At 60.8% G+C, this 12,677-nt stretch carries 7 protein-coding genes; 3 read left to right on the forward strand and 4 right to left on the reverse strand.

Going from position 1 to position 12,677, the window contains the following annotated elements; all coding sequences use genetic code 11:
- Positions 1–3 precede the first annotated feature (3 nt).
- Both WCA10_RS12345 and WCA10_RS12350 read left to right on the forward strand, forming a co-directional pair.
- Positions 4–1,803, forward strand: a complete 1,800-nt coding sequence (locus WCA10_RS12345; protein WP_472822822.1) for a glycoside hydrolase family 15 protein — start codon at positions 4–6, stop codon at positions 1,801–1,803.
- Positions 1,800–2,510, forward strand: coding sequence for a DedA family protein (locus WCA10_RS12350; RefSeq protein ID WP_472822823.1), 711 nt, complete (start codon positions 1,800–1,802; stop codon positions 2,508–2,510). Before WCA10_RS12345 ends, WCA10_RS12350 begins: the two co-directional genes overlap by 4 nt.
- A gap of 190 nt (positions 2,511–2,700) precedes the next feature.
- Here WCA10_RS12350 and WCA10_RS12355 read toward each other — a convergent pair whose 3' ends face one another.
- The 4 genes from WCA10_RS12355 to WCA10_RS12370 all read right to left on the reverse strand — a co-directional run bounded on the left by WCA10_RS12355 (position 2,701) and on the right by WCA10_RS12370 (position 12,130).
- Positions 2,701–4,146, reverse strand: coding sequence for a glutamate synthase subunit beta (locus WCA10_RS12355; RefSeq protein WP_472822824.1), 1,446 nt, complete (start codon positions 4,144–4,146; stop codon positions 2,701–2,703).
- Positions 4,139–8,734: a glutamate synthase large subunit gene (gltB, locus tag WCA10_RS12360; RefSeq protein ID WP_472822825.1), complete on the reverse strand. Its 4,596-nt coding sequence runs from the start codon at positions 8,732–8,734 to the stop codon at positions 4,139–4,141. Before gltB ends, WCA10_RS12355 begins: the two co-directional genes overlap by 8 nt.
- A gap of 268 nt (positions 8,735–9,002) precedes the next feature.
- A complete protein-coding gene (locus tag WCA10_RS12365; RefSeq protein ID WP_472822826.1) occupies positions 9,003–10,844 on the reverse strand; it encodes a phosphoenolpyruvate carboxykinase (GTP) in 1,842 nt (613 codons plus the stop codon).
- Positions 10,845–10,972: 128 nt separating this feature from the next.
- The gene (locus WCA10_RS12370) at positions 10,973–12,130 is read right to left on the reverse strand and encodes a potassium channel family protein (RefSeq protein ID WP_472822827.1); all 1,158 of its coding nucleotides are present in this window, start codon (positions 12,128–12,130) and stop codon (positions 10,973–10,975) included.
- A gap of 107 nt (positions 12,131–12,237) precedes the next feature.
- Between WCA10_RS12370 and WCA10_RS12375 the strand changes: the two genes are divergently transcribed.
- On the forward strand, positions 12,238–12,444 hold the full coding sequence (locus WCA10_RS12375; RefSeq protein ID WP_472822828.1) for a DUF2905 domain-containing protein: 207 nt from the start codon (positions 12,238–12,240) through the stop codon (positions 12,442–12,444).
- Positions 12,445–12,677 lie beyond the last annotated feature (233 nt).

Consider the following 12,677-nt stretch of genomic DNA (forward strand, 5'->3'; position numbering starts at 1 on the left):
GATATGGCTGCGAAGATTGAAGACTACGCATTGATTGGCGATTGCCAGACGGCCGCGCTGGTGGACAGGGGCGGGTCGATTGACTGGCTCTGCTGGCCGACGTTTGCCTCAGAGGCGTGCTTTGCGAAGCTGCTGGGCAAGGAAGAGAACGGCTATTGGCGAATTGCGCCGTGCGAGGGCGACTCGAAGACAACGAGACAGTATCGCGAGCACACGCTAATCGTGGAGACGGTGTTTGAATGCGCGGAGGGCGCGGTGCGCCTTCTGGACTTTATGCCGGTGCGGAATGCACACTCGCATGTGGTGAGGATCGTCGAGGGTTTGCGCGGAAGCGTGCGGATGGGCATGGAGTTGTGTCTCCGGTTTGATTATGGGCGCACGGTGCCCTGGGTGACGCGGCTGGAGAACGGAGTTCGCGCTGTAGCCGGACCGAACCTGGCTATTCTGCATGCGTCGGTGCAGACCCGCGGCGAGAATCTGAAGACGCTGGCGGAGTTTGAGGTCGCGGCCGGGAAGCGCGCTTGGTTCTCGCTTGCTTATGGACTCTCTTACCAGGACGATCCGGACGGCAAGAATGTTGACGAAGCCCTGCGGGAGACGGAGGCGTTCTGGCAAGAGTGGACGGAGGTTCTGAAATACGACGGCAAGTATCGCGAGATCGTGGAGCGGTCGCTCATTACTCTGAAGGCGTTGACGTATATGCCCACGGGGGGAATTGTGGCGGCGGTGACGACGTCGTTGCCGGAGCGCGTTGGCGGGGTGCGGAACTGGGACTATCGCTACTGCTGGCTGAGGGACACGACATTTACGCTGCTGGCACTCTCGAATGCAGGCTACGTGGATGAGGCGGTGGCGTGGCAGGACTGGCTGCTGCGGGCGCTGGCGGGAAGTCCGGACCAGGTGCAGATCATGTACGGTCTGCGCGGCGAGCGGCAACTGATGGAGTGGGAATTGGATTGGCTGCCGGGATACGAAAATTCAAAGCCGGTGAGGATCGGCAATGCGGCGTCGATGCAGGTGCAACTGGATATCTACGGAGAAGTGCTGGATTGCTTTTTCCATGCACAGCGCCAGATGGGACAGCATACGGAGGATGATTTCCGAGTGCTGGTGCTGCTTCTGAAACATCTGGAGACGATCTGGCACGAGCCGGATGAAGGCATATGGGAGACACGAGGCGGGGCACAGCAGTTCACATATTCAAAGCTGATGGCGTGGGTGGCGTTTGATCGTGCGGTGCAGCTTGCGGAGCAGATGAATTACAAGGCGCCGATTGAGCAGTGGAAGACGATCCGGGGTGAGATTCGCGCGCAGATCTGCGAAAGAGGGTTTAACGCGAAGAGAGACTGTTTTGTGCAGGCGTACGGTTCGGATGAACTGGACGCATCTCTGTTGTTGATGCCGCTGGTGGGATTTCTGCCGGGGAGCGATCGGCGAGTGCAGAACACGGTGGAGGCGATCAGGCGCGAACTGATGCAAGACGGGCTGGTGATGCGCTACAGCACTTCGAAGTCGCCGGATGGATTGCCGCCGGGCGAAGGAGTCTTTCTAGCGTGCAGCTTTTGGATGGTGAGCAGCCTGAAGGCGGTGGGGCGCGAGCCGGAGGGGAGGAAGCTGTTTGAAGATTTGCTGAAACTGACGAATGACCTCGGATTGCTTTCAGAGGAATACGACACAAAAGGGAAGCGGCTGGTAGGAAACTTTCCGCAGGCGTTTTCGCATATTGCGCTGGTGAACGCTGCGTTTGATCTCGAAGATGGAGTGGGCGTGCGCGATCGTGCGGGACGGCAGGGCAAGCCTTGAGTTCTGCGTGGAATCTGATTGCGGCAGTGTGCTGCGTTTCTGACGTCTTCTTGCTGAAGACGGCTTTGAACAGCCATGCGGTAAAGGGAAGCGGCGCTCACAGGCTGGGATGGCTGATGAATCTCGGCGGTGTCGGACTGTTCGGGCTGGCGGTGATTGACTCGTCGATGATTCCGGTATCGCTGCCGGGAAGCACCGACCTGGTGCTTTTCCTGCTTGCGGTGTTCCGGTCGAAGTCGATTGCATCGCCTGTCTTTTTTGGATCGTGCGCCTTCGCCGGATCGGTGACGGGCGGCTACATGACGTGGGCGACCGGAAAAAAGGGAGGAGAAGCGGCGCTCGAGAAGTTGGGAAAAGGCCGCCTGGTGCGGCGCGTGCAGGGATGGGTGAAGCGGAATGGGGTGGTTTCTGTGGCGATCGCCGCGCTTTTGCCGCCGCCCGTGCCGTTGATGCCCTTTCTGTTTGCAGCCGGGGCGATGGGGCTTTCGCGTGCGCGCTTTTTTTTCGCATACGGCGGTGGCCGCGCGGTGCGGTATGGCCTTGTGGCCTGGGTGGGCTACACCTATGGGCGGGTGGTCATCAACTTCTGGCAGAAGGATCTGAAGGGTTGGAGTACGCCTATCCTCGTCGCGTACATTTCGCTGCTGGTGCTTGGGGTGCTGTACGGGGTGTGGCAGTATCGGCGGGGGAAAAGCAAGGGAAAGTAGCTGGAACATAGAATGCCGAGTGGACCAGCATTCTATGTCCGTTGTTGTCTCGCGGAGGGCGGTTCAGATTTGAGCCAGCGGGATGTTGGGACAAGGCCGCGGGCTTCGTGTCGCTCTCGCGGTGTGAGGAGGAGAGGCAACTGCAGGTTCCTCCACTCCCTTTGGTCAGTCGGAATGACAGCGTTAACAGCTACGCTCGCGCGTGCCTGGGCATGGGCGCAGTCGTCTCCTTCGTGGCGAGGTAGTTGTCGACTGCGGCTGCAGCCTTGCGACCTTCGGCGATAGCCCAGACTACGAGTGACTGACCGCGGCGCATGTCGCCGGCGGCGAAGATGCCATCGACGGAGGTCATGTACTCCGCATTGGTGGCGATGTTGCCGCGCTGGTCGAGAGCGACGCCGAGTTGCTCGATCATGCCGCCTTTGACGGGGCCGAGGAAGCCCATGGCGAGAAGGACGAGGTCGACGTCGAGCGTAAACTCGGAGCCGGCGATGGCTTCGAACTTTGGCGGCGGACCTACGCGAACCGCATGGACCTGCTTCACGTTGCCGTTTTCGTCGCCCGTGAACTTGATGCTGTTGATGGCCCAGTCGCGAATGCCGCCTTCTTCGTGCGCGCCTTCGGTACGCAGTTGCAGCGGCCAGAGCGGCCAGGGCGTTGATGCTGCGCGGGTCTCGGGCGGCTTGGGCATGATTTCAATCTGGTGTACGCTCTTTGCGCCCTGGCGATGGGTGGTGCCGAGGCAGTCCGCGCCGGTGTCGCCGCCGCCAATGATGAGCACGCGCTTGCCCGCTGCGCTGATGGAGATGGCAGGGTCAACGGTGTCGCCTTCGTTACGGCGGTTCTGCTGGGGCAGGAACTCCATGGCAAAGTGAATGCCCTTGAGTTCGCGGCCGGGAATCTTGAGGTCGCGGGGATGTTCTGAGCCGCCGGCGAGCAGAATGGCGTCGTAGTGTCCGGTGAGAGATTCGATGGGGACGTTTCCGCCGACGTGCGCGTTGGTGAGGAAGGTGACGCCTTCGGCGCGCATCTGCTGGAGACGGCGATCGAGGACATGCTTTTCAAGCTTGAAGTTGGGAATGCCATAGCGGAGCAGGCCGCCGATGCGGTCGTTCTTTTCGTAGACAGAGACGGAGTGTCCGGCGCGGCGGAGTTGCTGCGCGGCGGCGAGACCCGCGGGACCACTGCCGACGACCGCAACGCGTTTGCCGGTGTTGTGCTCGGGCGGCTCTGGATGGATCCAGCCTTCGTCCCACGCGCGCTCGACGATGCTCCGCTCGATGAGCTTGATGGAAACCGCGGGCGCATTGATGCCGAGCACGCAGGAAGCCTCGCAGGGCGCGGGGCAGACGCGACCGGTGAACTCGGGGAAGTTGTTGGTGGCGTGGAGACGGCGGATCGCGTTTTGCCAGCGGCCGTTGTAGGCGAGGTCGTTCCAGTCGGGGATGAGGTTGTTGACGGGGCAGCCGGTGTGGCAGAAGGGAACGCCGCAATCCATACAGCGGGCGCTTTGTTCTTTTTGTTTCTCCTCCGGGAACGGTTGATAGATTTCGAACCAGTCCTGGACGCGTTCTTCTACGCTGCGGCGTGTTGCCTGTTCGCGTTCGATTTCGAGAAACCCTGTGATCTTACCCATGCTGCACCTCGGCGGCTGCTGCCTCGACCTGAGGCGCTGCGGTAGTTGGCGGACAGTAGATGGTGTCGACGCGTTCGACGCCGAGCACGCGCTTGTACTCGTGCGGGAAGACCTTGATGAACTTCGGCTGCGCGTCGGCCCAGTGCTCGAGGATCCATGCGGCGCGCGGGCTGCCGGTGTAGTCGCGATGGCGCTCGAGAAGGGCGCGGACCTCCGCGATGTCGGCTTCGGTTTCGAGAGGTTCGAGATCGACGCTGGACTTGTTGCAGCGGCGTGTGGAGAAGTCGCCGTGGTCGTCGAAGACGAATGCGCGGCCTCCGCTCATGCCGGCGGCGAAGTTGCGCCCGGTGGTGCCGAGTACGACGACGGTGCCGTTGGTCATGTATTCGCAGCCGTGATCGCCCACGCCTTCAACGACGGCGGTAGCACCGGAGTTGCGGACTGCGAAGCGTTCGCCGGCGATGCCGTTGAGGAAGACTTCGCCGCTGGTGGCGCCGTAGAGGACGACGTTGCCGACGAGGATGCTTTCTTCGGGAAGGAAGAAAGAAGTTTTGGGTGGGTAGGCGATGACGCGTCCGCCGGAGAGCCCTTTGCCGAGGTAGTCGTTGCTGTCGCCTTCAAGTTCCAAAGTGACGCCGTTGGGAACAAATGCGCCGAAGCTCTGGCCGGCGGAGCCTTCGAATTTGAAGTGGATGGTGTTGTCAGGCAATCCAGCAGATCCGTAGCGGCGGGCGATCTCGCCGCCCAGCATGCCGCCGACGGTGCGGTGGACGTTGCGGATGGCGAAGTTGCCGGTGACCGGAGTTTTGGATTCGAGTGCTGGGGCGGCCTTGGTGATGAGCGCGTGGTCGAGAGCCTGATCGAGGCCGTGATCCTGCGCTTGTATCTTGCGGCGCGCGACGCGGGAGGGAACGGTGGGCGCGTAGAGGATGGAGGAGAGATCGATGCCCTTCGCTTTCCAGTGAGCGTCGGCGAGGGAGGCTTCGATCTTGTCTACGCGGCCAATCATTTCGTCCATCGTTCGGAAGCCGAGTTTAGCCATGTGCTGGCGGATCTGCTCGGCGATGAAGAAGAAGAAATTGACGACGTGCTCGGGCTGTCCGGTGAAGCGCGCGCGGAGGACGGGGTCCTGTGTGGCAATGCCGACGGAGCAGGTGTTGAGATGGCACTTGCGCATCATGATGCAGCCCATGGTGATGAGCGGTGTGGTGGCAAAGCCGAATTCCTCAGCGCCGAGAAGCGCGGCTATGACGACGTCGCGGCCGGTCTGCAGCTTGCCGTCGGTTTGTACCTTGATGCGTCCGCGGAGATCGTTGAGCAGCAGCACCTGCTGGGTTTCGGCGAGGCCGAGTTCCCACGGAAGGCCGGCGTGCTTGATGGAACTGAGCGGGGATGCGCCGGTTCCGCCGTTATCGCCGGAGATGAGTACGACGTCGGCATGAGCTTTCGATACGCCGGCGGCGACGGTGCCGACGCCGACTTCAGAGACGAGCTTCACGGCGACGCGCGCTTTTGGATTGACATTCTTCAGATCGTAGATCAGCTGCGCGAGATCTTCGATGGAGTAGATGTCGTGATGCGGCGGCGGTGAGATGAGTCCAACGCCGGGGATGGAGTGGCGGGTTCTGGCGATGACATCGTCGACTTTGTGTCCGGGGAGCTGGCCGCCCTCGCCGGGCTTTGCGCCCTGCGCCATCTTGATCTGCAACTCGTCGGCGTTCACGAGGTAGTTGGTGGTGACGCCGAAGCGGCCGCTGGCGACTTGTTTGACGGCGCTGCGGCGGGAGTCACCGTTGGCATCGGGTGTGAAGCGCGCTTCCTCTTCGCCGCCTTCGCCGGTGTTTGACATGCCGCCGAGGCGATTCATGGCAATGGCGAGAGTTTCGTGGGCTTCCTTGCTGATGGAGCCGAAGCTCATGGCGCCGGTGGTGAAACGCTTGACGATTTCCTTGGCGGGCTCGACTTCTTCGATGGGGATCGGGGTGTCAGCGTACTTGAGCTTGAGCAGACCGCGCAGGGTGCAAAGAGTGCGGTTCTGCTGATCGAGGAGGTCGGTGTACTCCTGGAACGTGGTCGCGCTGTTGGCTTGAACCGCATGCTGGAGTTTGCTGATGGTGAGGGGATTGAGGATGTGATATTCGCCGCCTTCGCGGTATTGATAGTGGCCGCCGACGACCAATTCGGTTTCAGAGTCGGTGAGGGGCTGGAAGGCATGAGCGTGCTTCATCTGCGCTTCGCGGGCGAGCACGTCAAGGCCGATACCCTCAATACGCGACGCGGTGCGGGGAAAGTAGGTCTGGATGAGGTTGTCGTTGAGGCCGATGGCTTCAAAGACCTGCGCGCCGCGATAGCTTTGCAGTGTACTGATGCCCATCTTGGAGAAAGTCTTCAGCAGGCCTTTGTTGATGGCCTTGATGAAGCTCTTTTCGGCGTGGCTTGCGGAGACGTTATGCGGCAGCAAGCCGCGGCGCTTGAGGTCGTGCAGCGTTTCAATGGCGAGATAAGGGTTGATGGCGCTGGCACCGTATCCGATGAGGAGGGCGAAGTGCATGACCTCGCGGGGCTCGCCGCTCTCGATGATTAGCGCGACCTGGGTGCGGGTCTTCTCCTTGACGAGGCGATTGTGCACGGCGGCCATGGCGAGGAGGCTGGGGATCGGCGCATACGTGGGATCGACCCCGCGGTCGGAGATGATGAGCAACGTGTATCCCGAGGCGACGGCGTGTGCGGCGCGGGCGCTGAGTTCTTCAAGCGAATGACGAAGGCCGGGCTCGCCATCCTCGGCGCGGAAGAGCGCGGGAAGCGTAGTGGCGAGCAGGTCGCCGGAGGAGACGCGGCGTAACTTCTCAAGATCGCGATTCGAGAGGATCGGATGCGGGAGTTTGAGAGTGTGGCAGTTCTCCGGCGTTTCGTCGAGGATGTTGCGCTCGGTGCCGATGTAGCTGATGAGCGACATAACGAGTTCTTCGCGGATGGGATCGATGGGCGGATTGGTGACCTGGGCGAAGAGCTGCTTGAAGTAATTGAATAGCGGCTGCGGGCGGTCAGACAGGCAGGCGAGCGGCGTGTCGGTGCCCATGGAGCCGACGGGCTCTTCGCCGCGTGCGCCCATGGGGCCGAGCAGGAGGCGGAGGTCTTCTTCGCTGTAGCCATAGGCCCGCTGGCGTCGCAGAAGAGTTTCAGGATTCGAGGCGATGACGCGGGACGGCTCGGGCAGGGCATCGACCAAGACTTGCTGCTCTTTTAACCAATCAGCGTAGGGCTGGCGCGCGGCGAGGCTCTTCTTGATTTCGGTGTCGGAGATGATGCGCTTCTGCACGGTGTCGACGAGGAACATGCGACCGGGCTGTAGGCGGCCCTTCTTGCGGATGTCTTCGGCAGGAACGTCGAGAACGCCGGCTTCAGAGGCGAGGACCACGAGATCATCTTTGGTGACGATGTAGCGGCCGGGGCGCAGGCCGTTGCGGTCGAGCGTGGCTCCGACGATGCGTCCGTCGGTGAAGGCGATGGCGGCGGGGCCATCCCAGGGCTCCATGAGAGAGGCGTGGTACTCGTAGAAGGCGCGCTTGTCCTCGTCCATGTCGGGATTGCCGGCCCATGCTTCGGGGATCAGCATGGCCATGACGTGAGGAAGGGATCGGCCGGACTGGAAGAGGAATTCGACGGCGTTGTCGAGCGAGGCGGAGTCGCTGCCCTCGGGCATGATGACGGGGAAGAGATCCTTGATTTTTTCGCCGTGGACCGGGTTGTCGAGGATGGACTGGCGGGCGGTCATCCAACTGACGTTGCCGCGGATGGTGTTGATTTCGCCGTTGTGGGCGACGTAGCGGTAGGGATGGGCCAGCTTCCAACTTGGGAACGTGTTGGTTGAGAAGCGCTGGTGGACGAGGCAAAGCGCGCTGGTGACGAGGGGATTGGCGAGCTCGAAGTAGAACTTCTCGATCTGCGGGGCCAGCATGAGGCCCTTGTAAATAATGGTGCGGCAAGAGAAGGAGGGGACGTAAAAGTCGTCCTTGCCTTCGATGTCGGACAGAGCCATCTCGTTTTCAGTGCGGCGGCGAACGAGGTAGAGCGCTCGCTCGAAGGTATCCTCTTCCATGCCGTCGGGGCGCGCCACAAAGAATTGTTCGATATAAGGTTGCGAGGCGCGGGCTTCGCGGCCGATGGCGTCACCGTTGACGGGTGTGTCGCGCCAGCCGAGAACTTTGAGACCTTCAGCGGCGGCAATGCGCTCGAAGACGCCTTCGCACTGGAGGCGGCTGTGTTTGTCGACGGGAAGGAAGACCATGGCAACGCCGTATGCGCCGGGGCCGGGCAGCTGGATGCCGAGTTCGCCGCACTCACGCGCGAAAAAGACATGAGGGATCTGGATGAGAATGCCGGCGCCGTCGCCGGTCTCGGGATCGCAGCCCGCAGCTCCGCGATGGGTTAGGTTGATGAGCACCTCGAGGCCCTTGCGGATAATGTCGTGGCTTTTTTCGCCCTTGATGCTGGCTACGAGGCCCATACCGCAGGCATCGTGTTCATTGCGCGGGTGATAGAGACCCTGGGGTGCCGGAAGGCGATGGCGATAATCCGATGTCTGCATTGGTACCTTCGCTTATGGAATAAGGTCGTTCTACAAATTCAGTTGAGGTGAACGTCAAAGACACAATCGGCGAAGCGAGTCCCAGTGGAGTTCGCCTGGGGTGTTTCAATAGCCTGTCGTGGCAGGCCCGTTCACACGGGGACAGTGCTGAACTTTTTATGATAGCTGAAAATTCGTCATGCTTATCCCGAATTGCAAGATTAGTGAATTTCAGCCTGATCTTTCAGGCTGTGATGCACGCATACTGCGTGATCTCGACGTGAATTGATCATAGTTTGCAAATGAGCAATTCGCGCTCATAGATCATTTCGGGTGGGAGATGATCGTGGAGCTCGATGAACAGTTCTTCGTGGGCAATGACTTCCTTGCGCCAGGCCGCGCGATCGACGGTCATGAGGGCGTCGAAGGCTTCCCGCGAAAAATCGAGGCCGATCCAGTCGATGTCTTCATAGCGCGGAACCCAGCCGATCGAGGTTTCGCGTCCGTGGCCTTGGCCCTGGACGCGTTCGATGATCCAGCGGAGGACGCGCATGTTTTCGCTGAAGCCGGGCCAGAGGAATTTGCCATCGTCGTCCTTACGGAACCAGTTGACGTTGAAGATGCGGGGCGTGACGTCGAGGCCGCGCTGCATCTTGATCCAATGACGAAAGTAGTCGCCCATGTGATAGCCGCAGAAGGGGAGCATGGCCATGGGATCGCGACGGACCTTGCCCACTGTGCCGGCTGCTGCCGCGGTTGTCTCTGAACCCATGGTGGCGCCGATGTAGACGCCGCTGGACCAGTTGAATGCCTGATAAACCAGCGGAAGAGTATGAGAGCGGCGGCCGCCGAAGATGATGGCGCTGATAGGCACTCCCTCGGGAGACTCCCAATCGGGATCCATGGTGGGACACTGGGAAGCGGGTGCGGTGAAGCGTCCATTGGGGTGCGCGGCGGTGGTGCCGTTCTTTTTGCCGATGGCGGGCGTCCAATGCTGGCCGCGCCAATCGAGACATTCTGCGGGCGGCTTGTCGGTCATGCCCTCCCACCAGACTCCGCCGTCGGGAGTGAGTGCAACATTGGTGAAGATGGCGTTGCGTGAGAGTGCCGCCATGGCCGACGGGTTCGTTTTCACGCTCGTTCCGGGAGCGACTCCAAAGAACCCGTATTCAGGATTGATGGCTCTTAAGTGGCCACGGGTGTCCGGCCTGATCCACGCGATGTCGTCGCCGACGGTCCACACCTTCCAGCCGTGCATGGACTTGGGCGGGATGAGCATGGCGAAGTTGGTTTTGCCGCAGGCGGATGGAAAGGCGGCGGCGACGTAGGTCTTTTCGGCATCGGGACTTTCGACGCCGAGGATGAGCATATGTTCGGCCATCCAGCCTTCGTCGCGGGCGATGTTGGAGGCGATGCGAAGAGCAAAACACTTCTTGCTGAGCAGGGCGTTGCCGCCGTATCCGGAACCGTAGGACCAGATCTCGCGGGTTTCAGGAAAGTGGACGATGTACTTGGTGTCGTTGCAGGGCCAGGGTACATCCTGCTGGCCGGGCTTGAGCGGCACACCTAGCGTGTGCATGCAGGGAACGACGCGCTTTTCGTCCTTATCGATCTCGGCGAAAACGGGCGCACCGATGCGCGCCATGATGCGCATGTTGACGACGACGTAGGGTGAGTCAGTGAGTTGTACGCCAATGCCGGACATGGCCGATCCGACGGGGCCCATGCTGAAGGGCAGCACGTACATGGTGCGGCCCTGCATGCAGCCCTTGAAGAGCTGCTTCAGACGGCGGCGCATGACGTATGGATCTTCCCAGTTATTGGTGGGGCCGGCGGCGTCGCGCGAGAGAGAACAGATAAACGTGCGGTCTTCGACGCGGGCAACGTCATTCGGTGTAGAGCGGGCGTAGTAGCATCCGGGCCATTTTTTCTGATCGAGGCGGGTGAAGGTTCCGGCATCAATGAGGCGATCGCAGAGGAAGTCGTATTCCGCCCGGGAGCCATCGACCCAGTGGATGGAATCGGGGCGGCAAAGCTCCGCCATTTTTTCGACCCATCGAATCAGGTGTTTGTTGGTGGTTGGCGGAGTCTGGAGGTCGGCCGGCTCGTGGTTGAGAACGGATTGCTTCATTTTTCTATGGTTCTCCTGCGCTGCCTGTCCCTTACAGGCTACAGAAACTGTCGCTCGAGTGAAAGTGGAAGAATCCAGATGTTTTGGACGCAGCAGTTTATCGCAGCGCACGCCCCGGAATTCGTGATCTAAAACTCGTGATGCCGATCGATGACTTCGGCGATCGTGTTGGGCCCGGGATTGGCGGCTTCAGCCTGGTCGCGCACCTTGGCGACAGCGAGCCAGTTGTCCTTGTGGGGATGCTCGGTCATCCAGGGTGGAAGCGGCATGCAGAGATGCTCGCTGAGCGACGCGGCATAACCTTCGTACAGGGCGCGAAGATCGCGGAGACGCTCGTAGGACGCTCCATCGCGGCACACGCTGACGCCGCTCTGGCAGAGCAGTTGATAGAGCTGCTCGTACCGCTCGCGCGGAAGTCGGTCGGGAAGGTTCTGCCGGGGTTTGAGTGAGAAGACCTGGGCCAGATCGACCATGGCGTGACGAGCCATGGCGAAGGTGAGCTGCGCCTGGCGAGCTTCGTGTCCTTGAACGCCCGCGATAAGCAGGGCGGATGTGTCGAGAATGGCGGTAAGGGCGCCGATCCAGCTTTGATTGGTGTGCTGCGAGCGGAAGTAGCAGAGCAGGGTGTAGGAGATATGGCTCTCGAGCAATTCGGCGGACCAGCGCTCCCACTCGGAGAGGAGAGATGCGAGGGCGTTTTCTGCTCCGTCGAAGGAGTGACGGCGCATGAGTTCGGCAGCGGTCGGTGGTGAGCCTGCGCGGGCATCGAGGAGCGAGATGCTGACCTCGCGTCGCGAGAATGCTCCGTAGAGCACGGGAAAGTAACCCATGACGATGGCGAGAAAGCCGAAGCCTGTACCGGCTTCACAGATGGTGAGGACGCGCGCAACCAATGCGTGAGGGGTTACGTCGCCGAGACCGAGGGTGAAGAAATTGGTGCCGCTGACGTAGAGATCGGTCAAGTAGCCTATGCGGCGGGATACGTCGGTGAACGGAGTGCCGAGGGCGTAGTAAATAAGTGAGAAGCCAAAGATCATCCCGCAAGCCCAGACGACGAGAAGAAAGATGAGCGATAGCGGTCCGTAGAAGCTGAGGGCGGTTTCGCGCTTGCGGGGGTGGTGGATGCGGACGGCAACGAATCTCCAGGGAATCCAGGTAAGGATGTAGAAGATGCGCGTGAGCCGGAGGCGCCCTGCTGCCCGGCGTGGCAGGATGACGGTTTGAAAGGCATCCAGCAGGACGACCATCAAACAGAGAATGCCCGACAGCATGGTGAAGACTTGCATTGACCCCCTTCGACGGCGCTTCGTGCGGATGCGTGAATTGCGCCGCCCCGATTACCGTATCCTAGCTGAAATAGCCGCCTGGGAGCCCAATTGCTGACCTTGGGAAAATGTTGCTCGGTCTAGGACTGCTGCTGATTGCGATCGGAGCGGTGCTAATGATTGCGGCACGCTTTGGATGGCCTCTGGGACTGCTGCCTGGCGATGTGTCCTACCACGGGAAGAACGCCACCGTCTTCCTTCCGCTTGGAACCTCGATTCTGATCAGCGTGGCGCTCTCCATCCTCCTCTACCTGGTCTCTCGATTCCGTCGCTGAGGGGTCGCTCCGCGTGAGAATTTGAAGCGACGGCTGGCGGGGTCACCGCCAGCGGCATGGTATTGAAATATATCGAGTAAACGCTATCTCCTGATGAGATGGGAGCATTGGGCCTTGTCCTTTTTCTAAAAGTGCTCAATCCAAACTCTCTTCCTGTGATCAGTGACGATCATCACGCCATCTCCTTGCCGCCTGCTATAGCGTGGTTGACGGTCTACTGAAACGATTTAGGC

Source organism: Occallatibacter sp., from assembly GCF_049582745.1.
Lineage (GTDB): Bacteria > Acidobacteriota > Terriglobia > Terriglobales > Acidobacteriaceae > Telmatobacter.

Coding starts and splice junctions, on each gene's coding strand:
- WCA10_RS12345 (WP_472822822.1), top strand. CDS start 4: ATGGCTGCGAAGATTGAAGACTACGCATTGATTGGCGATTGCCAGACG.
- WCA10_RS12355 (WP_472822824.1), bottom strand. CDS start 4,146: ATGGGTAAGATCACAGGGTTTCTCGAAATCGAACGCGAACAGGCAACA.
- gltB (WP_472822825.1), bottom strand. CDS start 8,734: ATGCAGACATCGGATTATCGCCATCGCCTTCCGGCACCCCAGGGTCTC.
- WCA10_RS12365 (WP_472822826.1), bottom strand. CDS start 10,844: ATGAAGCAATCCGTTCTCAACCACGAGCCGGCCGACCTCCAGACTCCG.
- WCA10_RS12370 (WP_472822827.1), bottom strand. CDS start 12,130: ATGCAAGTCTTCACCATGCTGTCGGGCATTCTCTGTTTGATGGTCGTC.
- WCA10_RS12375 (WP_472822828.1), top strand. CDS start 12,238: ATGTTGCTCGGTCTAGGACTGCTGCTGATTGCGATCGGAGCGGTGCTA.